Origin of the sequence: Actinocatenispora thailandica, assembly GCF_016865425.1 — a bacterium.
GTDB lineage: Bacteria > Actinomycetota > Actinomycetes > Mycobacteriales > Micromonosporaceae > Actinocatenispora > Actinocatenispora thailandica.
This window is the reverse complement of sequence record NZ_AP023355.1, coordinates 5,286,977-5,309,392: the sequence shown is the minus strand read 5'-3', so window position 1 is coordinate 5,309,392 and position 22,416 is coordinate 5,286,977. Positions and strand designations below refer to the sequence as shown.

The 22,416-nt window shown below is 72.5% G+C and carries 23 protein-coding genes; 14 read left to right on the top strand and 9 right to left on the bottom strand.

Annotation, left to right across the window (positions count from 1 at the left end):
* Positions 1-5: 5 nt before the first annotated feature.
* The 5 genes from Athai_RS23585 (at position 6) to Athai_RS23565 (ending at position 3,384) form a co-directional block, all read left to right on the top strand.
* Positions 6-647 (top strand): hemerythrin domain-containing protein, encoded by a 642-nt coding sequence (locus Athai_RS23585; RefSeq protein ID WP_203963515.1) that lies wholly within the window; start codon positions 6-8, stop codon positions 645-647.
* A gap of 78 nt (positions 648-725) precedes the next feature.
* On the top strand, positions 726-1,142 hold the full coding sequence (locus Athai_RS23580; RefSeq protein WP_203963514.1) for a DUF4267 domain-containing protein: 417 nt from the start codon (positions 726-728) through the stop codon (positions 1,140-1,142).
* 205 nt (positions 1,143-1,347) lie between these two features.
* Positions 1,348-1,674: a TraR/DksA family transcriptional regulator gene (locus Athai_RS23575; protein ID WP_203963513.1), complete on the top strand. Its 327-nt coding sequence runs from the start codon at positions 1,348-1,350 to the stop codon at positions 1,672-1,674.
* 157 nt (positions 1,675-1,831) lie between these two features.
* Positions 1,832-2,389, top strand: coding sequence for a dihydrofolate reductase family protein (locus Athai_RS23570; protein ID WP_203963512.1), 558 nt, complete (start codon positions 1,832-1,834; stop codon positions 2,387-2,389).
* Between the two features lie 80 nt (positions 2,390-2,469).
* Positions 2,470-3,384 (top strand): ribonuclease Z, encoded by a 915-nt coding sequence (locus Athai_RS23565; protein ID WP_203963511.1) that lies wholly within the window; start codon positions 2,470-2,472, stop codon positions 3,382-3,384.
* A gap of 79 nt (positions 3,385-3,463) precedes the next feature.
* On the opposite strand, the gene Athai_RS23560 is transcribed toward Athai_RS23565, so the two are convergent.
* Entirely contained in the window at positions 3,464-5,359 is a 1,896-nt protein-coding gene (locus Athai_RS23560) for a glycoside hydrolase family 76 protein (RefSeq protein WP_203963510.1), read from the bottom strand.
* A 306-nt stretch (positions 5,360-5,665) separates the two neighbouring features.
* On the opposite strand from Athai_RS23560, the gene Athai_RS23555 reads away from it, so the two are divergent.
* Positions 5,666-7,777 (top strand): MMPL family transporter, encoded by a 2,112-nt coding sequence (locus tag Athai_RS23555; RefSeq protein WP_203963509.1) that lies wholly within the window; start codon positions 5,666-5,668, stop codon positions 7,775-7,777.
* 6 nt (positions 7,778-7,783) lie between these two features.
* Positions 7,784-8,128, top strand: a complete 345-nt coding sequence (locus tag Athai_RS23550) for a DUF1330 domain-containing protein (RefSeq protein ID WP_239157120.1) — start codon at positions 7,784-7,786, stop codon at positions 8,126-8,128.
* A gap of 82 nt (positions 8,129-8,210) precedes the next feature.
* Here the strand turns inward: Athai_RS23550 and Athai_RS23545 are convergent, their stop codons facing one another.
* The 4 genes from Athai_RS23545 to Athai_RS23530 form a co-directional block, all read right to left on the bottom strand.
* Entirely contained in the window at positions 8,211-8,840 is a 630-nt protein-coding gene (locus tag Athai_RS23545) for a muconolactone Delta-isomerase family protein (protein WP_203963508.1), read from the bottom strand.
* Between the two features lie 37 nt (positions 8,841-8,877).
* Positions 8,878-9,597 carry an SDR family NAD(P)-dependent oxidoreductase gene (locus tag Athai_RS23540; protein WP_203963507.1) on the bottom strand — a complete coding sequence of 240 codons (720 nt, stop codon included), beginning with the start codon at positions 9,595-9,597 and terminating at the stop codon, positions 8,878-8,880.
* A 21-nt stretch (positions 9,598-9,618) separates the two neighbouring features.
* Positions 9,619-10,707 (bottom strand): methyltransferase domain-containing protein, encoded by a 1,089-nt coding sequence (locus tag Athai_RS23535; RefSeq protein WP_203963506.1) that lies wholly within the window; start codon positions 10,705-10,707, stop codon positions 9,619-9,621.
* 133 nt (positions 10,708-10,840) lie between these two features.
* Entirely contained in the window at positions 10,841-11,551 is a 711-nt protein-coding gene (locus tag Athai_RS23530) for a hypothetical protein (protein ID WP_203963505.1), read from the bottom strand.
* Between the two features lie 139 nt (positions 11,552-11,690).
* Between Athai_RS23530 and Athai_RS23525 the strand changes: the two genes are divergently transcribed.
* The 4 genes from Athai_RS23525 to Athai_RS23510 all read left to right on the top strand — a co-directional run bounded on the left by Athai_RS23525 (position 11,691) and on the right by Athai_RS23510 (position 14,948).
* Positions 11,691-12,227 (top strand): TetR/AcrR family transcriptional regulator, encoded by a 537-nt coding sequence (locus tag Athai_RS23525; RefSeq protein ID WP_203966088.1) that lies wholly within the window; start codon positions 11,691-11,693, stop codon positions 12,225-12,227.
* A complete protein-coding gene (locus tag Athai_RS23520; protein WP_203963504.1) occupies positions 12,224-13,414 on the top strand; it encodes an FAD-dependent monooxygenase in 1,191 nt (396 codons plus the stop codon). The genes Athai_RS23525 and Athai_RS23520 overlap by 4 nt, the downstream gene beginning before the upstream one ends.
* Positions 13,411-14,295: an SDR family oxidoreductase gene (locus Athai_RS23515; RefSeq protein WP_203963503.1), complete on the top strand. Its 885-nt coding sequence runs from the start codon at positions 13,411-13,413 to the stop codon at positions 14,293-14,295. The genes Athai_RS23520 and Athai_RS23515 overlap by 4 nt, the downstream gene beginning before the upstream one ends.
* A gap of 89 nt (positions 14,296-14,384) precedes the next feature.
* A complete protein-coding gene (locus Athai_RS23510; RefSeq protein ID WP_203963502.1) occupies positions 14,385-14,948 on the top strand; it encodes a hypothetical protein in 564 nt (187 codons plus the stop codon).
* 47 nt (positions 14,949-14,995) lie between these two features.
* On the opposite strand, the gene Athai_RS23505 is transcribed toward Athai_RS23510, so the two are convergent.
* Complete coding sequence (locus Athai_RS23505) at positions 14,996-15,706, bottom strand: hypothetical protein (RefSeq protein ID WP_203963501.1); 711 nt, start codon at positions 15,704-15,706, stop codon at positions 14,996-14,998.
* Positions 15,707-16,020: 314 nt separating this feature from the next.
* Between Athai_RS23505 and Athai_RS23500 the strand changes: the two genes are divergently transcribed.
* Positions 16,021-16,536, top strand: a complete 516-nt coding sequence (locus Athai_RS23500; RefSeq protein WP_203963500.1) for a SigE family RNA polymerase sigma factor — start codon at positions 16,021-16,023, stop codon at positions 16,534-16,536.
* On the top strand, positions 16,533-17,735 hold the full coding sequence (locus tag Athai_RS23495) for a TolB family protein (protein WP_203963499.1): 1,203 nt from the start codon (positions 16,533-16,535) through the stop codon (positions 17,733-17,735). The genes Athai_RS23500 and Athai_RS23495 overlap by 4 nt, the downstream gene beginning before the upstream one ends.
* Before the next feature lie 177 nt (positions 17,736-17,912).
* Here Athai_RS23495 and Athai_RS23490 read toward each other — a convergent pair whose 3' ends face one another.
* Both Athai_RS23490 and Athai_RS23485 read right to left on the bottom strand, forming a co-directional pair.
* Positions 17,913-19,400 (bottom strand): SulP family inorganic anion transporter, encoded by a 1,488-nt coding sequence (locus tag Athai_RS23490; RefSeq protein ID WP_203963498.1) that lies wholly within the window; start codon positions 19,398-19,400, stop codon positions 17,913-17,915.
* Positions 19,401-19,908: 508 nt separating this feature from the next.
* Positions 19,909-20,361 carry a MerR family transcriptional regulator gene (locus Athai_RS23485; RefSeq protein ID WP_239157119.1) on the bottom strand — a complete coding sequence of 151 codons (453 nt, stop codon included), beginning with the start codon at positions 20,359-20,361 and terminating at the stop codon, positions 19,909-19,911.
* 269 nt (positions 20,362-20,630) lie between these two features.
* Here Athai_RS23485 and Athai_RS23480 point away from each other — a divergent pair, with 269 nt between their 5' ends.
* Complete coding sequence (locus tag Athai_RS23480) at positions 20,631-21,344, top strand: polyamine aminopropyltransferase (RefSeq protein ID WP_203963497.1); 714 nt, start codon at positions 20,631-20,633, stop codon at positions 21,342-21,344.
* A gap of 40 nt (positions 21,345-21,384) precedes the next feature.
* On the opposite strand, the gene Athai_RS23475 is transcribed toward Athai_RS23480, so the two are convergent.
* Positions 21,385-22,314, bottom strand: a complete 930-nt coding sequence (locus Athai_RS23475) for an SDR family oxidoreductase (protein WP_203963496.1) — start codon at positions 22,312-22,314, stop codon at positions 21,385-21,387.
* Positions 22,315-22,416: the final 102 nt, after the last annotated feature.

Below are 22,416 nucleotides of genomic sequence, written 5' to 3'. Positions count from 1 at the left end.
GCCAAATGACCGTCAACACCCAGGACATGGAAATCGTCCACCGCGCCTTCCGCCGGGAGTCGCGGCTGCTGATCGAGCTGGTCTCGGCGGTCGCCCCGGGCGACACCGCCCGCGCCAGGGTGCTCGCCGACCACTTCCGCGACTACCGGCTCGGACTGCACAACCACAGCGAGGGTGAGGACGAGCTGCTGTGGCCGCCGCTGCTGTCCCGGGTCGACCTGGAGGCCGAGGTGATCCTGCGGATGGAGGCCCAGCACGAACGGATCGCGGCGACGCTGACCCGGCTGGACGCGGCGATGCCCGCCTGGGAGGCCACCGCCGCGGTCACCGAACGCGACACCGTCGTGGCGGCCCTCGCCGACCACTGGGCGGTACTGCTCGAACACCTCGACGACGAGGAGACCACCCTGCTGCCGCTCGCCGCGCAGCACATCACCGAGCAGGAATGGGCCTCGCTGGGCACTCACCTGGTGGCCAACACTCCCAAAACGACCCTGCTGACGCTGTTCGGTCTGGTCCTGGAGGATGCGGATCCCGCCGAGCGGGCCCTGCTGCTGTCCGTCCTTCCCGCACCGGTACGCGGCTTCTGGCACCTGATCGGCCGCCCCCGCTATGCCCGCCACATCCGCCGCGTCCGCGCGGCCTGAACCACCCCACCCCGGCTCGTACCCGGCGTGGCCTGGCCGAGCCGCTGGCTCTCATCCGAACCAAGCAAGGAGACGACCATGTCCCGCAAGACCGTCAACACCGTCCTGATCACCGCCGGCATCCTGTTCATCGGGTACGTCGGGGTGAGCTACGTGCTCACGCCGGAAACCACGGCGCCGGGGTTCGGCCTGCCGCACTGGCCCTCCGGCGACGGCGACGGCTTCCTGATCCTCAAGGGCATCCGCGACATCGTGTCCGGTCTGGTACTGGCCATCCTGCTGGTGACCGGTCACCGCCGCGCCCTGGGCTGGGTGCTGCTGGCCACGGCCCTCACCCCGCTCGGCGACATGACCACCGTGCTCGCCCACCACGGTTCGGCGGCCGTCGCGTTCGCCGTGCACGGCCTGACCGCGGCGCTGGTCGTCCTCACCGGCCTGCTCACCCTGCGCGAGACCCGCACGACCACCGCGCCCCCGGCCCCCGCCACCCGGTGACCTCGGGGCGGCCACGTGGCTTCACCCCGTCCGACGGGGCGGCAGCCGGAGCCGCCTGCCGCGTGCGTGCTGCGTGGTGGCGTCGCGAAGGTGGCGATCACCCTCAGCGTGCGCGGCCGGTTTGGTTTCACCGCGAACCCGACATGTCGCGGCGGTCCGGCAGCGACGGCGCCATGAGCACACCGCAGATCGCTACGCTGGCACGGTGATCCGGGACGAGCTGCTGCGACTGCGTGCAAGCGCAGCGATCGAGGCGGCGACGCTGGACCGGGAGCTGACCGAGTTGTTCGTGGCATCACGCGATTCGAACGCCGACGACGAGCACGACCCGGAGGGCGCCACCATCGGCTTCGAACGCGCCCAGCTGACCGCGCTGCTGGCCGCCACGCGGGAACGGATCGGCGAGATCGACGCCGCGCTGCGCCGGGTCGACGCAGGGTCCTATGGCGTCTGCGAACGGTGCGGGCAGCCGATCGCCGAGGAACGGCTTGCCGCCAGGCCGGCCGCACGTTGCTGCATCACCTGCTCGTAGCCCACGCTGCCGCCGGGTCAGCGAACGCTGGGAGGCACGGTTCGCCGGGAGTTCGCGGACCGGTCGGCCAGCCGACCGATGAGTTCCGGGCCGCGCGGACGTCACCACTTGCAGCGTTTGCGAGCGGCTGACGCGTGTTCGGATCTGGAGGAGACGGATGGCGAAGCTCATCTACTCGATGATCACCTCGCTCGACGGCTACGCCGAGGCGGCCGAGGGCGGCCTCGGCACCGGCGCCGAGGACCCGGAGGTACACACCTTCATCAACGACCTCTACCGTCCCGTCGGCACCTACCTGTACGGCAGGCGGATGTACGAGACGATGGTCTACTGGGAGACCGCGCACAGCCAGCCCGACCTGCCGCCGCACATCGTGCAGTACGCGCGCGACTGGCAGGCAGCGGAGAAGGTCGTGTACTCCACGACGCTGCAGTCGGTGTCCAGTGCGAGGACCAGGATCGAGCGGAGCTTCGATCCGGATGCGGTGCGCGCGCTCAAGGCCGAGTCCGACCGCGATCTGACCGTGGACGGTCCGAACCTTGCGGCCCAGGCGATCGCGGCCGGCCTGGTCGACGAGTACCACCTGTTCGTCACCACCAGCGTGGTCGGTGGCGGCAAGCGGTTCTTCCCGGACGGGGTGCGCCTGGATCTCGAACTCGTCGAGGAACGCACCTTCGACAGCGGCATGATCCACGCCCGCTACCGCACCCGCTGAGCCGCGCCGGTGCAGCGATGGCAGACCCGGATCGCCGAGCACCACGAAGCCGGGATCCGGCGGCGTCGTAGGGTCGCGCCATGTCGCTTCGTGAGCTGGCCGTGCTGGGCACCGCGAGCCAGGTGCCGACCCGGGCCCGCAACCACAACGGCTACCTGCTGCGATGGGACGGCGAGGGGTTCCTGTTCGATCCGGGCGACGGCACTCAGCGCCAGCTCGCGCACGCCCGGCTCGCCGCCTCCGACATCACGCGGCTGTGCCTGACGCACTTCCACGGCGACCACTGCCTCGGCGTACCGGGCGTGCTGCAGCGGCTGTCGCTGGACCGGGTCCGGCATCCGGTGGATGCGTACTATCCAGCGAGCGGGCGGGAGTTCTTCGCCCGGTTGCGGTACGCCTCGGTGTACCACGAGACGACCGAGCTGCGCGAGACGCCGGTCTCCTCCGACGGGGTGATCGCGACCGGTGCGTTCGGCACCCTGACGGCGCGGCGCCTCGACCACCTGGTGGAGTCGTTCGGGTACCGGATCGAGGAGCCGGACGGGCGCCGGATGCTGCCCGACCGGCTGGCTGCGGCGGGCCTGCGCGGGGCCCAGATCAGCCGGTTGCAGACCGACGGCAGCGTTCAGCTCGACGGGCGCACCGTGACCCTCGCCGAGGTGAGCGAACGCCGGCCCGGCCAACGGTTCGCGTTCGTGATGGACACCCGGCTCTGCGACGGGGTGTCCGCCCTGCTCGACGACGCGGACCTGGCGGTGGTCGAGTCGACGTTCCTGGACGCGGACGCCGACCTCGCCGCCGGGTACGGGCACCTGACCGCCGGGCAGGCCGCCCGTGCCGCCGCCGAGTGCGGCGTCCGGACCCTGGTGCTGACGCACTTCTCGCAGCGGTACGACGATCCCGCCGCCTTCGGGGCGGAGGCGGCCCGCTACTTCGACGGCACCGTCGTGGTCGCCGCCGACCTGGACCGCGTCCCGGTGCCTCGGCGCCGCTGACCCGAACCGCCCGCTCGCGATCGGGCGCGGCCCTCGGTCCCGGCCCTTCGCGGCCGGGACCGAGGCGGGTGCGGCGACCTCAGCCGAAGTCCACCGCGACGTGCGAGATCCGGCCGCCCCAGCCGTCCTGCGGGAAGGCGTCCGAGACGCGGACGTAGACCGCCTTGTCCGGCCCGAGGTAGGGCGTGAGGTCGATCGTGCGGTCGGCCTTGTTCGAGCCGTCGTGGATCTGCCGGTCCTCCTTCAGTACGGTGGTCCACTGCGTGCCGTCCGGGCTGACCTGGACCAGGAATTCGTTGTCGATCGCGAGCGTGGCGCTGGCCCGGCTGGTGTCGGACGGCAGCGGGAACTTGTAGACGAAGTAGTGGTCGTTGTCGGCGAAGCGGTTGCGCACTCCGTTGCTCTGCGAGCCGTCGGCGTCGAACATCCACGTCAGTTCGGCCGCGGTACCGGTGTCGAAGTCGATGGTGTGGGTGACGAGGATGTCCGCCGTTGCCCGGAAGGTGAGGCCCGGACCCGCCCGGACCGTGGCGGTGACCCGGTGATGGCCGTCCACCGCGTCGGCCGGTACCTGCACGGTCATCGGGATGCTGCCTCGGGCCGGATCGGCGCTGCCGTTGGGGTGCAGGGCGATCGAGTCGTGTGCGGCGGTGACCGTCCATCCGGCGGGTCCGGCGGTGCCGACCCGTACGTTCATCGGTGCCGGGCCGGGTGAGGTCGCCAGGACGGTCAGGGTCAGGGCCAGCCGGGTCGGCTTGCTGGCGGCGGGAATGACCACCGGCATGGCCGGTGACAGGGTGGCCGACAGCGACCACCGTGGCGCTGGCCGTGGAACGGCGGCGATCAGCGCGCTCAGAGCGCTGGCCTGGGTGCGCCAGTCGAACGCGTTCGGGGCGGCGTCGCTGGTCGGGCCGGACCAGCGCTCGCCCAGCTGGTCGCCGGCGTTGCGGTCGGCCGTCCAGATGCTCGCGGCCTGCCGCTGGACGAACCGGGTGTAGCGCGGATCGTGCGTGGTGTCGGCGGCGTCCATCAGGTACCGCATGAAGATGCCCTTGAACTGCTTGCCGTTGTCGTCGCAGGTGCGGTCGGTGGCATCGCAGGACTCGTGTAAGACATCGTTGTCAACCAGCGACGGGGAGGCGATCGCGGCGTCGGCGAGGCGCCGCGCGGTGGCCAGCACCGACCGGTCGTGGGTGGCCCGCCACAGCTCCAGCCCGGCGCCGATGGCAAGGCCCTGGTTGTAGCTCCAGACCGTCTGCCCGTTGCTCTGACAGGAATCGGTCAGCCCGTCGTTGACCAGGCCGGAGGAGTTGATCATCCCGGAGCCGGTGAACCAGTTCCACGCCGTCGTGGCGCGCGCGAGCCAGGTGCGGTCACCCGGGATCCGGTTGTGCAACTCGGCGGTGAGCCGGATGAACAGACCGTTGGTGACGGCGTTCTTGTAGGTCTTCTCGGCGTTCCACCACACGCCGCCACCGCAGGTGCCCGGGTCCCAGTACCCATAGGCGTAGCTGGCGATGGTCGTCGCCATGTCCAGGTACTTCCGGTTGCCGGTGAGGTCGTACGCCTCGACCCAGGTCAACCCCCACCACTCGGAGTCGTCGATCGCCCGGCTGGTGAAGTTGCCCAGCAGCGGGTCGCCGGACAGCACGCCCGGCGGGAAGGGGCCCTTGTCCTTCTCGAACGTGTTGTCCAGCTGAGGGAGAAACCTGCGGTCCCCGGTGCGCTGCATGTAGTCGCCGACGGTCTGCAGCGCGACGGCGGAGTTCCACCAGCTCGACGGCCACCATGCCTTGACCGGGTCGTACGAGTGCATCAGGACGTCGGCCGCGACCCGGGAGCGTGCGACGGCGGTGGCACCGGAGCCCGCCCGGTGGGCGGAGGCCGACGCCGGCGTCGCGGCGGTGCACACGGCCAGCAGGATCATCAGCCCGGCCAGCAGGCGCCCGGCCTGACGGATGGCGAGTCTTCGCATACGGTTCTCCTTCGCTCCGGTGGCAGGCGCAGCTGCGCCACCCGTTGTAGTTCGGGAGAAGCGTCGCGAACGCAACAAAACGTCCGGAGTGCGGGACAACCGGTGCCGCACACCGTCCGTCCCGACCAGGCCGGCATCGTCCCGGCATCGGCGCCGTTCGAGGCTCGGAGCGGGCATGGTTCGGGCGGCCGGTCCGGGTGGGGGCGGCCGGACGGCCGATGGGAACCGGGACGGATCGGGCCCACGATGACCGGGAAGGTGCCCGGGCTCGGTCGGGGGCGGGCGCGACGACACCGGGGGGCTGTGATGGCTCGCGCGCTCGGGCGTATCGGTACCGGCAAGTGGAGCAGGTTCGCGGTCGTGCTGTTCTGGCTGGTCGTGGTGGCGGCGGCCGGCCCGCTGGCCGGCAAGTTGACCGGCGTGGAGAAGAACGAGGCGAAGTCCTGGCTGCCGGGCAGCGCCGAGTCCACCCAGGTGCTCGCCGCCGAGTCGAGGTTCACCTCTCCCAACACGCTGCCCGCGGTCCTGGTGTACACCCGGCCGGGTGGGTTGACCCGGCCCGACCTGGCGAAGGCGGCGGCCGACGCGCGCGCCTTCGGCCGGTTCGGCTCGCTGGACGGCAAGGTCGTCGGGCCGGTACCGTCCCGCGACGGTCAGGCCGCGCAGACCGTGATCCCGCTGAACCTCGGCAGCAACGGCTGGTCGAAGGCCGGTACCGAGGTCGACCGGATCCGGGCCATCGCCACGACCGGCGCGGCCGGAATGACCGTGCACGTCACCGGGCCGGCCGGCAGCGCCGCCGACTCGTCGAAGGCGTTCGCCGGCATCGACAGCACCCTGCTGTACGCGACGGTCGGTGTGGTGGTGGTGATCCTGCTGTTCACCTACCGCAGTCCGATGCTGTGGGTGCTGCCGGTCGTGTCGGCCGGGGTGGCGCTCGCCGTCGCGCAGGGGGTGATCTACCTGCTGGCGCGGTACGCGCACCTGACCGTGAACGCGCAGAGCGCGGGCATCCTCACCGTGCTGGTGTTCGGCGCCGGTACCGACTACGCGCTGCTGCTGATCGCCCGGTACCGGGAGGAACTGCGCCGGCACGAGCAACGGCGCGAGGCGATGGCGGTGGCGCTGCACCGGGCCGGTCCGGCGATCCTGGCCAGCGGCAGCACCGTGATGCTCGGCATGCTGTGCCTGCTGGTCGCGGAGACCAACTCGACGCGCGGGCTGGGACCGGTCGCCGCGATCGGCGTGTTCGTGGCGCTCGCGGTGATGCTGACGCTGCTGCCGGCCCTGCTGGTCATCGTCGGTCGCTGGGTGTTCTGGCCGGCACGCCCGCGGTACGGCTCGGACGAGCCGACCAGCCGCGGGCTGTGGGCCAGGACCGGCGCCCGGATCGCCCGCCGTCCGCGCCGGACCTGGGTGATCACCGCACTCGTCCTGGCCGCGCTGTCGGTCGGGCTCGTCACGCTGGACGCCACCGGCCTGACCAACGCGCAGTCGTTCCGCGGCCACCCGGACTCGGTGGCCGGCGAGCAGGCCCTCGCGGCGCACTTCCCGGCCGGCGCCGGCAGCCCGGTGGTGGTCGTCGCCAACAGCACCCGGGCCGCCGCGGTGCGCGCCGCCTTCGCCGGTACGCCGGGTATCGACGCGGCCACCGTCACGCCGCCGATCAGCCGCGGCGGCATCGCCTACCTGCGCGGAACGCTGACCTCGGCGCCAGACAGCCAGGCCGCCTACGACACCGTCGACCGGGCCCGTGCCCGGGTGCACGCGGTACCCGGCGCGCACGCCCAGGTCGGCGGCAACACGGCGGTCAACCTCGACGTGCAACGGGCCGCGGTCCGCGACCGCAACCTGATCATCCCGATCGTGCTGGCGGTGGTCTTCGTGATCCTGGCGCTGCTGCTGCGCGCGGTGCTGGGTCCGCTGATCCTGATCGGCACCGTCGTGTTGTCGTTCGCCGCGGCGCTGGGCGCCAGCGCGCTGGTGTTCCGGTACGTGTTCGGTTTCGGCGGGGCGGACGCGTCGCTGCCGCTGTTCGTCTTCGTGTTCCTGGTCGCGCTGGGCATCGACTACAACATCTTCCTGATGACCCGGGTCCGGGAGGAGTCCGCCCGGGTCGGTACCAGACGGGCCGCGGTGGTGGGCCTCGCCGCGACCGGCGGGGTGATCACCTCGGCCGGCCTGGTACTCGCCGGCACCTTCGCGGTGCTCGCCACGCTGCCGCTGACCGCGTTCGCGGAGATCGGTTTCGCGGTGGCACTGGGCGTGCTGCTCGACACGATCGTCGTACGGTCGATCCTGGTCACCGCCCTGAACCTGGACATCGGCCGGCGCATCTGGTGGCCGGGGCGGCTGTCCCGGGAGCCCGAGGCGGGCCCGGTCGAGCCGGTCGGCTCGTCCAGCCGGACGCTCGGTTGACCAACCGTGAGCCACAATGGTGCGGCAGCGTGCATCGGGCAGCGGGAGGGCGGACGGGTGCCGAAGGCGTACTGGATCAACACGTTCCGGGTGATCGACGACCCCGACCGGGTGGCCGCGTACGCGGAACTCGGCGGTGCGGTGATGCGGGCCCACGGCGGTCGGTTCCTGGCCCGCGGGCTGCCGGCCGCGGCGTTCGAGGAAGGCGCGATCGAGCGGACGACGCTGATCGAGTTCGACAGCGTGGCGGACGCGGTGGCGGCGTACCGGAGCGACGCCTACCAGCACGCGCTGGCGGTGCTGGGCGACGCCGCGGTGCGCGACATCCGCATCATCGAGGCCGCCGGCTGACCGGTGCGCCGACCGCCGGCATGGCCCTCGCTCCGGGCCGCCCGGGACGAACACGCGTGGGTCGATGCGAACGCCCGCCAGCTCAGCCGGCGGGCGGCCGGGGGCCGGACGACGCCGGGTCGCTCGGGTGCGGCGTGAGTGGGGTGATCTGCTCGGTCAGCCACGGTGCCATGGGCAACGAATCCAGCATCGTCCGCAGGTGTTCCGGGTTCCGGGCCCGCCACAGGCCCAACGCGTGCGAGCCGTCCGGCCAGGCCGGCAACAGCCACAGCCGGATCAGGTGACCGTGTTCGGCCAGTTGGTGCGTGCGGGTCGCCTCACCGTGACGGGCGTCCTCGACCACCTCCGCTGGCGTGCCGTCGGGGATGGCGACGACGAACGTGGTGAAGTACTCCGAGCCGTTCGGTTCCGCCGCTGCCCGGGACGGGGCCGGGTCGTTCGGGTGCGGCGCCAGCTCGGTCACCTCGTCGGTGCGCCAGACCCGAAGCGGCATCGAGGCGAGGATCCGCTCCAGCTCGCGCCCGTCCACGGCGCTGAACAGCCCGAGCGTGCGCCACTCGCCCGGCGCCAGCGGTGGTCGCCACAGCCGTAGCACGTGGCCGTCTCGTGCGAGTTCGGCGGTGTGCGCGGCTTCCCGGGCGCGGACGTCCGCGACGGCCCGCTCCGCTGTTCCGTCCGGAACGTGCGTGGTCATGGTGACGAGGAATTCCATCGGTGCTGCCTTCTCCGGCGACGGTGGTTGCGCCTGCTCAGTGGCCCGCGCTCGTACCGCCGTCTATGTGCAGGATCTCCCCGGTGACGTGCGGCGATGCCTCCAGGAACAGTACGCCGCCGACGACGTCGCCGACCCGGCCCGGATGCCCGATGGGTGGCAGCTGCTCGCCCGTCCCGTCCGGGCGGCTCTGCGGCGGGCGCGTCGATGTCTGGATCATGCCGGGCGAGACGGCGTTGACCCTGATGCCGCGCCCCGCGTACTCGATGGCCAGCGACCTGGTCAGGGCGGCCAGGCCGCCCTTCGTGAGTGCGGCCAGCGCGGCCGGTGCGTGCGAGTCCGCGACCTCGGCGATGGTCGCCGCGATGTTCACGATGTGACCGCCGTGCCGGTCCAGCATCGGCGCGACGACCCGCTGCGTGAGCCAGAATGCTCCGGCCAGGTTCACCCCGGCGGCCAGCGCGTAGTCGTCGGCCGTGTACTCGATGAACGGTTTCGCGACGAAGACGCCGGCGTTGTTCACCAGGGTGTCGATCCGGCCGAACCGGTCGAGCGCCTGCGTGACGATCCGGTCGGCGGTCGCCGGGTCGGAGATGTCCCCGGCAACGGGCAGGAGCGCCGGGTCGTCGCTCGGCGTGATCGTGCGCGCGTTGGCCACGACCGCCCAACCCTGCGCGCGGTACCCGGCGACGATGCCGGCGCCGATACCCCGCGACCCGCCGGTGACGATGGCGACCTTCCGATCCGGCTCGCTCACACGCCCTGGTCGAGACACGCGTCAGGCTCGCATCCGATAGAACCGGTAGAACGGGTTCTCGATGGGGAGGATTTCCGTCCGGTCGAATCCGGCTTCGGCGGCCAGCTCGGCCATCCGGGAGGCTCGGATCACGGTACCGACCGGGTCTGCGTCCGGCGCGGAACGGCCCTGCGGCAGGCACCAGATGGGGCTGATGGCGCCGAAGAACCGCTGTACCGGATCGTCGGTCGGTGCGATCAGCTCGTCGTCGGTGGCCTCGTCCATGACCAGAACCACGCCGTCGGGGGCCAGGCAGTTCCGGGCGGTGGCGAGCACGCGGGCGGGATAGGCCATGTCGTGCACGCACTCCAACAGCATCACCAGGTCGTATCTGGTCTCGTCCGGCAGCGGCTCGGCAAGATCGTGCACCCTTGCCACGACCCGGTCGGCCACGTCGGAGTCCGCGGCGTTTCGCCGGGCGAAGGACACCGACGTCCGGTCCGCGTCGTAGGCGTCCACCGTGATCTGCGGGTACCGGACGGCCAGGGAGATCCCCGCCCAACCACCGCCACAACCCAGATCGGCCACCCGCGCCGGGTGGTCGCGATCGGCCAATCGGGCCGCGAGATCCGGGATGGCGGCGATCCACGACTCGGCCAGTTCGTTGTGGTACGCGGGGCGGTTGAGGGCCGCCTGCGCCGTGACCCCGTCCGCCCCGTACTCGTCGAGAGGTACGCCCGAGCCGCTCCGGTAGGCGCGGACCAGCGCCGGCATCGCTCGGCCCAGCGCGGCCGGGAACTGCGCCAACGCGGCCAGATAGGTGGGTGACAACTCGTCCACGAGGACGTCTCGGCCGCCCGGCGGCAGGCTGAACGTCGCGGTCTCCAGGTCCGGCCCGGACGTCGTGACGAATCCGGAGATCACCTGTCCCTGCAACCACTCCCGGGCGTATCGGCGGTCCACGCCGGTACAGGCGGCCAGTTCGGCGCAGGTGAGGTTCGCGGGGTCGGCGAGGGGCCGGTACAGCCCGAGCACCACACCGAGGTAGACGCCGGCCAGTTCGGCCGCGGCAACGCCTGCGGTGAAGATGCGTTCGCTCAACTCCTCGGCGGCCGTCGGTTGTTGCGTCATGGTCCAGCCCTTCGTCGACACCGCGTCTCCACCGAACTCACGGTGCCCCGCGCGCTCGGCGCCCGTGGCGGTACTCGGCAAGCAAAGCCGTACGGCGGGCACGTTCCACCATTCGTGGATCGCACCGCGCCGATCATCCGAACGCCCGGCCGCAACGCCCGCTGTGCCGACCGACCGGGTTCACCGGATTCCGGCCCGCGCCGGCGTACCTGCTGGGCCGGGAACGCGCGGCCATCTGCCCGCCGAGCGCGCGCGCCGGCTGCTGGGCCTGGGCGCGCCGAGGCGGACTCCGCCAGAGCGACGTCAGCCGCGCCGGGCGGTCCGGCTCGGCGGGCCTAGCGGGCCGATTCGCGGTCGTGTTCATCCCGGCGGTGCAACCGGGCGAGCATCGACCCGGCGGCAAGTCCCGCCCGAGCACCACCGTGGGCACCCAGACCCGCCACGGCGCGGGATCGTCGAGGGCGTCGAAGCGGCCCAGGTACTCGAAGCCGCCCCCGGCGGCGAGGGTCAACACCGGGGCCAGCACGACGATGGCGGCGCGGGGCCGCAGGCCGCCGAGGGTGAGCAGCAGCCACAGCAGGAGGGTCACCAGGAAGGCGGCCACCACCACCATGACCGGGAGGGTGAACAGGCCGTATCCAAGACCGCAGTAACTTTCCGGGTTGACCGCGTCCTGAACGGCGCAGAAATCGTGCGAACGCTGCGCCTCCCGCAACCACACCAGGCCCGAGACCACGCCCGTCCCGGCACCGATCGCCAGGGTGGCCGTCGACCACGCGGCGGTCCTGGCCCATGCACGGCGGGTCCCGCGCTGCGCGGGTGGTTGCCTGCTCTCGTCGTCCACCGCATCATCCTCGGCCAGCGACGCAAGCCGCCCGCCGGACCAAGATCACACCGGCGTCCCGCGAGTGTGCTAACTTGGTCGAGTGACCAACTTAGTCGATCGACCAACATCGGGCCGCGGTCGTCGACGTCGCGATCAGTTGATCGAGGCGGGCTTCACCTTGCTGGCCGAAGGCGGCTGGCCCGCGGTCACCACCCGGGCGGTGGCCGAGCGCGCCGGTACCAACGTCGGGCTGATCCACTACCACTTCGGCGGCCTGCCCGGACTGCACGAGGCCGTCGCCCACAAGGCCGGCCGCGAGATCGTCGGCTCGGTCGTCGATGCGTTGGTGGCGGCGCCGGACGCGCCTGCGGCGCTGGGCGCGGTCCGCGCGCTGGTGCCGGCCACCACCGGCGACGGCCAGCGGGTGCGGTTGGCGGTGGAGGTGATGGCCGGCTCGTTGCGTGACCCGATGCTGGGCACGGTGCTGCGGCAGGAACTGCGCACCGCGCGGGAGCGCATCGGCGCCCGGCTCGCCGAGCTGTACCCATCCTGGTCGGAGGGCCGGCGGGCCGGTGCGGCCACCGTGCTCGTCGCGCTGGTCGACGGCCTGCTGCTGCACCGGCTGCTGGACACCGCGCTGCCGGTCGACGAGGCGCTGACCGCGCTGGGCGACCTGCTCGGGGACCGGCCGTGAGAGTGCTCGTCTCCGGCGCCGGCGTCGCCGGCCTGACCTGCGCCTACTGGCTGCACGAGGCGGGCCATACGCCCGTCGTGGTCGAGCGGGCCGCGGCCGGCCCACTCGGTGGCTACGGCATCGACCTGTCCGGCAGCGGCTACGACGTCGCCGGCCGGATGGGCATCCTCGACCGGCTCGCCGCCCGCCAGTTGCGGGTCGACTCCGTCGCCCTCGTGGACGGCGCCGACCGGATCACGGCCCGGCTGGACCGGCCGTTGGCGGAGAAGATGCTGCGCGGGCCCTACCTCGGGCTGATGCACAGCACGCTGGAAGAGGTCCTCGCCGGCGCCGTCGAGGACCGGGTCGAGATCCGCCACCGGCAACGCATCGCCGCGCTGCGGCAGAACGACGACGACGTACTGGTGACCTTCGCCGACGGCACGCGGCAGCGCTTCGACGTGGTGGTCGGCGCCGACGGGGTGCACTCGGACACCCGCGAGCTGGTCTTCGGGCCCGAGCCGCGCTGGGCCCGCCAGCTGGGCTTCAGCATGGCCTGCTACCCGGTGCCGGACGTCGCCGGGCGCACCGACGTGCGGGCCCACTTCACCGAACCCGGACGCCAGACGGTGCTGTACCCGACCGACACGGTCGGCACCTCGGTGGCGCTGTTCCTGTACCGCTCCCAGCGGCACGGCCGCATCCCGCGCGCCGAGCGTGTCGCCCGGCTGCGGGCGGCCTACCAGGGTGCCGGCTGGTACACCCCGGAGCTGCTCGCGCAGGCGCCGGACGAGCCGTTCATGGACGACCTCACGCAGATCGAGCTGCCGCGCTGGCACCGCGGCCGGGTGGTCCTGATCGGCGACGCCTGCGGCGCGCTGACGCTCGGGTCCGCGCAGGGCGCCTCGGTGGCCATGGCCGGCGGGTACCTGCTCGCCACCGCCCTCGCCGCCCACCCCGGCGCGCACACCGACGCGTTCGCCGCCTACGAGGCCCGGGTGCGGCCGTTCGTCGCGGAGCGGCAGCGCCGGGCGCGCAGCTTCACCCGCGGGCTGGTGCCGGCCACCCGCGCCGGCCGCGGAATCCAGCGAGTGTTCACCCGGCTCGTCCTGCGCGATGCCGCCGTTCCGCTGCTGCGCTTCGGTTTCGGCGACGTCAGCAGCATTCTGCCCGGCCCGTCCCACCATTCGAAGGAGAGGCAGCGGTGAAGGTCTTCGTCGCCGGTTCGACCGGCTACCTGGGTTCCCACATCGTCCGGGAGCTGAAACAGCGCGGGCACCACGTTCGGGCGCTGGTCCGCAACCCGGAAAGGCTCGCGCCGATCCGGGACGCGGTCGACGACGTGCGCACCGCGGACGCCACCGATCCGGACGCGCTCGCCGGTTGCTGCGAGGGCGTCGACGCGGTCGTCAGTACCGTCGGGTTGGTGGGCAAGGGCGGCGGGAAGACCTGCTGGGACGTCGACTACGGGGCCAACCGGAACCTGCTGGACGAGGCCGTGCGGGCCGGCACGGGCAAGTTCGTCTACTGCTCGGTGGTGCGCGCGCCCGCCCTGGAGAAGCTGCAACTGGTCCGCGCCAAGCGCGCGTTCGAGCAGCGGCTGCGCGACTCCGGGATGGCCCACACGATCCTGTTTCCGAACGGCTTCTTCTCCGACTTCGACGCGTACCTCGGGATGGCCCGCAAGGGCCGGGTGTTCGTCTTCGGCAACGGCGGCTTCCGGATCAACCCGATCGACGGCGCCGACGTTGCCGCGGCGGCCGCCGACGCGCTCGGCACCGACGCCGCGGAGATCGAGCTCGGCGGCCCCGACGTGCTCACCCACGAGCAGATCGCGCAGCAGGCGTTCGGCGCGCTGGGCGCGAAGCCGCGCATCACCCACATCCCGGCGTGGCTGCTGACCGCGAACCTGGCGGTGCTGCGGCGGGTGACCCCGCTGCGGGTGCACGGCACCGTCGAGTTCCCGCTCACGGTGCTCACCCACGACGTGCTGTCCCCGGCGACCGGGCAGCACCACCTCGCCGGCTACTTCCGCCAGGCGGCGACCGGTGAAACGACAGCGGAGGGTGGCCGGGCCGGCGTCGCCTGATCTCCACCGCTGCCGAGCACGCTCGTTCCCTGGCCGGAGCACTCGCGACGCTCGTCGACCCGGCGCCCGAGCCGGGCTATCGTGTCGCGGTGGACTGGGACGCCTTCGAGACCGCATGGCACGACAGCGGATGCCGGGCGCTGGCCGGCATCGCCGCAGCGCATCCCGACCAGCCGCTGTACGCCGCCGCCTTCCACCTGTGCTACCTCGACGGCACCGAGATCCTCCCGCCGGCACTGGCCACCAACACCGACACCGCGGTGCACCAGCGGTACGGGTACTCGACGCGGTTCGTTCCGCCGGAGTGGCGCTGGCCGGTGCTGGAGAGCGCCAGCGAGCAGCTTCGGCCCTGGTACCGCCGGCTCAGCGACCAGTACCTCGCGCCCGCGGCGGACGACGGCCAGCGCGACGCGGCGATGGCCGCGCTGGAGGCCGCGCACGACGCCGCCCTCGCCAGGGTGTGCCGGGCGATCACCGCGACCGCCCGTCGCGGCGCCATCCACGACGCGCTGCCGCCGTCCTTCGTCGCGGTCGTCCTCGACGGAGAACGCGAGGACGAGCAGGCCGACCTGATCCGCGCGAGCGTCGCCGCACCGGTACTCGCCACCGTCCCCGACCTGGTCAGCTACCTGCGAGAGCTCGACGAGGGCTGACCAGCTCGGGGCACTCCCGCGCATCGCCGTTGCCCGGGCCGGTCGGCTCAGCAGATCTTGTGCAGCTTGTCGACCGTTGCGCGGGCGGCCTGCTGCGCCAGGGCGCTGTTGGCGCCCGACACGCCGCCCGCGGCGACGAACACCCCGCAGTGCCCGACGGACAGGTACGCGACGGTCATGCCCAGGGTGATGCCGGCGTCGCCCTTGGCCTCCCGCTGGAACGCGACGCGGTCGTCGCCGAGCTTCGGGAAGCTCGCCTTCTCGAGGGTGACCGTGCTGGTGGTGCCGTCCGGGTCGGTCGCGGTGTAGCGGGCGCACTTGCGCAACGCCGTCCCGGCCTGGTCCAGCAGGTTGCCGGGGCCTTCCCGGAACGCGTAGACGCCGACTCCGTACAGCAGCCCCTTGTCGGTGTCCGCGTAGGCGACCTCCGCCTGCGCCGCGTGGTCCACCTGGCCCATCGCGTTGGTGGCTGTGGCGCACCCGGCCGGCTTGGTGGTGGTGCCGCTGTCGCTCACGCCACCGTCCTGCTTGGTGTACCCGCTGGGCACGTCGCCGTGCGCGGGCAGCGCGGCGGCGAGCTGTTTGGAGCTGGGCAGCGGGGCCGTGCTCGGCGAGGCGCTGGTCGGGCTGGCCGCCATGGGGCTGGCACTCGGCGTGCCGGTGGCCGCGCGGTCACCGCCGGTGCCCGTGGAGCAGGCAGCCAGGGCGAGCGTTGCGGCCACGAGCGCGGCGAGGGCGAGGGATCGGCCCCGATTCATGAAGTACCTCCTTGGTGTCACCGTGAGACCCTGCCGATTTGGGGTCCGGCGCGCCAGGGGGCCGTTGCGTCAGCAAACACCACCTCTTCGGCGGATGCGGCACCGTGCCTGCGGCCGGGCGCCGAGCTGGCGACCTGGCGTTGCTTGGACGCCCGGCGACGGCCCGGACGCGGCGCGGTGCCGGACTCCGAGCGCGGCTCGGTGGGCAACACCGCACGGCGGGCCGCCCGCGATCCGGCGCCGCTCAGAAACTCGGCTGGAACGTGCATGGAATCCTCGGGCCCGGCGCGTCATAGCAGGTGGAGGAGGTGCCGATGGACGCCGTCGCGGAGCGGGAGTTCCTGGAGTTCGCGCGCACGCGCACGCAGGTGTTGCTGCGGTCGGCGTACGCGCTGACCGGGCAGCAGCAGAGCGCCGAGGACCTGGTGCAGTCCGCGCTGGCCAAGACGGCCGCCGGGTGGCGGCGCATCGACGCCGACCCCGAGCCGTACGCGCGCAAGGTCCTCTACCACGAGTTCGTCTCCTGGTGGCGGCGGCGCTCGACGCACGAGGTACCGACCCCCGAGCTTCCGGACCAGCACGCACCCGACGCGACCGGGCGCAGCACGACGCGGCTGATGCTGCACGCCGGGCTGGCCCGGCTCGGGCGCCGGCAGCGGGCGGTGCTGGTGCTGCGCTACCTGGAGGACCGCAGTACCAGCGAGGTGGCCGAGATCCTCGGCTGCCGGCCCGGCACGGTCGCCAGCCAGACCGCACGCGCGCTGGCCCGGTTGCGGGTGGTGGCACCCGAGCTGCGGGAACTGCTCGACTCCGAGGAGGCCGTGCGATGACACGAATCGACGACGCGCTGCGCGACACGCTCCAGACCCTCGCCGGGCAGGCCCGGGAGGCGGACCTCGGGCCGGCGGCGTTGCGGCAGGCGCGCCGGCGCCGCCGCCGGCGGCTGGCCGGGACCGGCGCCGCCGCGGCGGTCGTACTGGCGGCGGCGATCACGCCGGTCGTCGCGCAGCACGCCAACGCGCCCGAGACCGCCGCGCCCCGGCCGCACCGCACGTCGGCCGGCCCGGTACCGACCGAGACGCCCGCTGTCGTGCCGCCCACGGCCTACCCGAGCGGCGGTGTCGCGCTGCCGAAGCGCCTGTTCACGGTGAACGGCTACGCGGTGACCGGCTGGGCCAGCCAGCAGGGCACGCCCACCTATCCGAGCGTGCTGTGGGACGGTGTCCACCGCCGGTACGTCAAGGTCGACTACTCCAGCGCGGTGCCCTCGCCGAACGGCCGGCAGGCCGTGGTCATCGGGCAGTCGATGCCCTACCGGCCCGGCATGCTGGACTTCGCGACCGGCACGGTGACACCCCTGTCGATCCCCGGGTACGAGCCGTCGTCGCCGCAGTGGTCGCCGGACGGCAGGACCGTGCTGTTCACGGTGACGCAGAAGGACGATCCCAGCCACTTCCTCGGGTTCGCCCTGCTCGACGCGGCCACCGGCAAGGCCACCGTGCACTGGATCGACTCGCAACGGTTCGACAGCAGCCAGGCGGTGCTGTCCTGGAACCGGGACGGCACCCGCATCGTGCTCACCGTCGCCGACCGGGCGCACATGTCCGAGGCGACCCCGGACCGGGTGGACCACCTGCAGCTGTTCGACCGGAATGGCCGGCCCCGCCAGAAGCTGCCGGTCCGCGGCCTGGTCTACGGCGCGGCCAGCTGGTCCCCGGACGGCCGGTACGTGCTCGCCCAGGGTGTCACGACCCGCTCCGGCCCCGGCAGCACCCAGTTGCAGGTGGTGCGCACGAGCACCGGCAAGGTCGTCGCCCGGATCGCCGGCGGCGAGCGGGGATGGCAGACACCCGGTGTGTGGCTGGACGACCGCCGGGCCCTGGTGCCGACCTCCGCCGGCGGCCCGCTCCGCACCGTGGACGCGTTGACCGCCGTCACGGTCGGCGGCGGGCAACGTGTCCTGGGCTACCTGCCGAACGTGTACCCGGCCGGCGTGGCGCACGGCACCCTGACCTGGCGCCGCCGCTGACGGCCGGGCGGCCGTCCGTCGGGCCGCGAGCGGCGAGGGTCCAGCCCGGCCCGCACGAACGGTGTCCGGGCTCTGCCGTCCAGGGCTTTGAACCCGGCAGGAATGCCCCGGCTGCGCCGGGCCCGCGTCCCGCCGCGCCGGGCGCGGCTCGCCCGGGCGGAGCCATGAAGACACGCACTAGTGGCCCGAGCTGAGGGTGCCGGCGAGCCGGGTGTGCAGGGTGGCGCTGGGTTGGTTGAGGCCGACGATGGTGGCGGTCTTGCCGTGGTGCTGGTACTTGGTGGTGATGGCGTCGAGAGCCGCGACCGAGGAGGCGTCCCAGATGTGCGCGTCGGTCATGTCGATCAGCACGGTGTCCGGGTCGCCGGCGTAGTCGAACTGCTCGTAGAGCTGGTTGCTGGAGGCGAAGAACAGCTCGCCGGTGACCGCGTAGATGCGCTGCCCGCCGTCCGGGTCGTCCACACTGGACACCTGGACCAGCCGGGCGACGCGGCGGGCGAAGATGACCATGGCGGCGAGCACGCCGACCACGACGCCGATGGCGAGGTTGCTGGTGGCCACGACGACCGCAACGGTCAGAGCCATGACGATCGTCTCGCCGGCCGGCAAGCGCTTGAGGGTGGCGGGTTTGATGCTGTGCCAGTCGAAGGTGCCGACCGACACCAGGACCATCACGGCGACCAGTGCCGCCATCGGGATCATGCCGACGATCGGGCCCAGCGCCACCACCAGGATCAGCAGGAAGGTGCCGGCGAGGAAGGTGGACAGCCGGGTGCGGGCACCGGATCGTACGTTGATCATGGTCTGGCCGATCATGGCGCAGCCGCCCATGCCGCCGAACAGGCCGGTGACGATGTTGGCCACGCCCTGCCCCCACGACTCGCGGGTCTTGGACGAGCGGGTGTCGGTGACGTCGTCGACCAGCTTCGCGGTCATCAGCGATTCCAGCAGCCCGACCAGCGCGATGCCCAGCGCGTACGGGGCGATCACGGTCAGGGTGTGCACGGTCAACGGCACGTTCGGCAGGCCGGGTGCCGGAAGGGTGTCCGGCAGCCGGCCCATGTCGCCGACGGTGGGTACCGAGACGCCGGCGAGAACGGTGAGCACGGTCAGTGCCACGATCGCCACCAGCGGAGCCGGGATCACCCTGGTCAGTTTCGGGAACAGCAGGATGATCGCGAGGCCCGCTGCGACGAGCGGATACACCGGCCACGGCACGTGCCGCAGATTGGGCAGTTGGGCGAGGAAGATCAGGATCGCCAGGGCGTTGACGAAGCCGGTCATGACGCTGCGCGGCACGTAGCGCATCAGTTTCGCCACCCCGAGCACGCCGAGCACGACCTGGATCAGCCCGCCGAGCAACACGGCGGCGATCAGGTAGTCCACCCCGTGCTCGCGCGACAGCGGCGCGACCACCAGCGCCACCGATCCGGTCGCCGCGGAGATCATCGCGGGCCGGCCGCCGACCAGCGCGGTGGACACGGCCATCGTGAAGGAGGCGAACAGTCCGATCCGCGGATCGACGCCGGCCACGATCGAGAACGAGATCGCCTCCGGGATCAGCGCCAGCGCGACGACGAGGCCGGCGAGTACCTCGATGCGGAACACGCGGGGTGACAGCCAGGCGGGCCGGGGCAGGCGGGCAGCGGTGAACGGTGAGTGCATGGGGCCGTTTCTGGTCAGGGCAGCGCCAACCATCGGTACGAGAGCGTGCCGGGCGGTCACGAGCGCGGGGTAGCGGCCGGTCGGCGTTGACCGGGCGAGGTGCACATGGGCTACCGGGGGCCGAGTGCGGTTCCACCGCGGCAGGACGCAACCGGGGCGCACCGGCATCCCAAACCCTACCCGCACGTCAGGGAAGAGTCTTTTCTGTAGCGGATCTTGTGTCAACGCTCACGTGCCGGCACATCGCGCCGGTACTGGGCGTGGGCGGCTGCCGGGTCGTGCGCGGTCACCGGGTTCGTCGTGGCTGGTCGCCGCTGGCCCGACCGCCCGACCGTCCGACACCATGGTCAACGTCCTGATCGAGATGTGCTCCGCCGCGACCGCGCGGCGCCGCATCCGCGCCGCCGTCGACGAGCTGTACCGCTGAGCCGCTCAGCCGGTGCCGGCGACCACGTCCGGCGCCGCCCCGGTCGGCACGCTCTGGTCGTGGCCGGTCCCCGGGGCGTCGTCAGCGGCTGCTCCCGTCCTCGGCCGCGCCATGGGCGCGCCGGCCCGGTGCGTCCGCCGGACCGGGCGCCTGGCCGGCCGCGGAGCGCAGTTGAGCGGCGAAACGTTCCGCCGTGGTCAGTTGCTCGCGCAGCGCGTCGATGCGGGCGGCCACCGCGTGCTGGTACATCTCCAGCCGATCGCGCAACGCGGCCCGAGCCGGGGCGTCGTCGGTGGCGGCCAGGCGATCCACCACGCCGAGCAGATCGCGCATCTCCTGCAGGCTGAACTCCAACGGTTTCATCTGCTTGATCAGGTTCAGCCGTTGCACGTCGGCCTCGGTGTAGAGCCGGAAGCCGCCGCGACTGCGCGCCGAGGGCACCACGAGTCCGACCTCGTCGTACCACCGGATCGTGCGCAGTGACAGGCCGGTGCGCACCGACACCTCGCCGATCCGGATGTGCGCCTGTTCCACGTTCCACCTCACCCGCGCCGACGTCGACCGCACGATCCGCCACCGGCAGGACGGCCACCAGGTTCCGACGAGCGGGCTCGCGCCGCCCGATCCCCACCCTACCGTGACGTGAGAGTAATGTGGGTGTCGTCGCGCACGCCCCCGGCATGCTGGCTGGCCGTGTTCCGCCGGGTGCGGGGTGCCGGAGCCCGCGCCGGTGCGCCCGGGCGGGTGGCGCACGCTTCTCCGGGCGGCCGGCCCGAACGGACTCGTCAGGGCGGAGTGAGAGTGTGAGCGCGCGGTTTGCCGAGCTGGACTGGCAGCAGACACCGATCGGAGCGGTCAGCCTGCGGCGGCGGGTGGAGCCGACCCTTCGGGTGGAGCTGTACGAGGTCAAGCTCGACGACGAGTACCTGATGTCGAGCCTGTTCACCGACGGCGAGGTGGCGCTCGCCGACCTCGCCCTGGCGGAGCTGCCTGGTGACCGGCTGGACGTGGTGGTCGGTGGCCTCGGACTCGGATACACCGCACGGGCCGCCCTGGCCGATCCGCGGGTGGCGTCGCTGATGGTGGTGGAACTGCTGGAACCGGTGCTCGACTGGCACCGGCGCGGCCTGCTACCGGCGGCGGCGTCCCTGACCACCGATGCCCGCTGCCGCCTGGTCCGCGGAGACTTCTTCGAGCTGGCCGCGGACGCAGCTGGCTTCGACCCGGACGTGCCGGGCCGGCGGGTCGACGCGATCCTGCTCGACATCGACCACTCGCCCAGCCACCTTCTCGACGACCGCAGCGCCACGTTCTACTCGCCGGCAGGACTGCGCCGTCTGGTCGCCCACCTGCGTCCGGGTGGGGTGTTCGGGTTGTGGTCCAACGACCCGCCGGACACCGCCGTCACCGCCATGCTCGCCGAGGTGTTCCGCGGCGCGGCTGCACACGTCGTACGGTTCGCCAACCCGCTGCAGGGCGGCGAGGCGACCAACACCGTCTACCTCGCCACCGCGTAGCCGGGCCGTTCGCCACCAGGTACGCCCCAGGCAGGTCAGGTCACCGTCGGTTCGCCACGCTGAGCAGGCCGTCGTAGGCGCCACCGCCGATCTCGTCGATCAGCGAGGGCTGGTCCGGGTGCCAGCCGAGCAGCTCTCGGGTCGCCTCGGAGGAGACCGGATTGTCCAGCTGCACGAGGTGCCCGAGCCACCCGAAGTGGTCGGCGGCCCGCTCGGCTGGCACCGACGCCGTCGGTACGCCGACCAGCTGGCCGATCGCCTCGGCGATCTCGCGGATCCGTACGCCCTGCTCGGCGACGCCGTGCAGCCGGGTACCGGCCGGGGCGTGTTCCAGAGCGAGGCGGTAGAGCACCGCCGCGTCCGCGCGATGCACCGACGGCCAGCGCTGCTCGCCGTCCCCGACGTACCCCGAGACGCCGGCCCGGCGCGCCACGCCGATCAGCGTGGAGACGAAGCCACGTACGTCCGCGTCGCTGTGCACCGTCGGGGCGAGGCGCACCACGGCGCTGCGGACTCCGCGGTCGGCCAGCGCCAGCGTCGCCTCCTCCGACGGGCCGCGCGCCGCCCCGAGCGGAGTACGGAAGTCGGCGGCCAGCCGCTCGGTGGCGAGGCTGCCGGCAGCACCGACCAGCAGGGTGCCCGAGGTGGTCACGAGCGGCTTGCCGGTACCCGCCAACGCGTCGCCGATCGCCGCGATGACGGCTGCGTCCGCGCGACCGCTGCCGGCCAGATCGGTCGTGTCGTCGGTCTTGTAGCCGAGGTGGGCGACGCCCTCGGCGGCGCGGGCGAGGTCGGCCACGGCCGCCGGCTCGTCCAGCGTCCCCGCCACGGCACGGGCTCCGAGTGCCTCGATCCGTGCGGCACCTGCTGGACTGCGGGCTAGGCCGGTCACCCGGTGCCCGGCCGAGATCAGTTCCCGCACCACACCCTGACCGACGTACCCGCTTGCCCCTGTCACGAAGAACTCCATGCCACGACGGTAGGTACGGGAGAGGTCTGCGATCCAAGATCCGATCCGAGAGAGGCGATGCGGAACGGGCATCGCGCGAGGTCGGCGTCGGTGGGTGGGTAC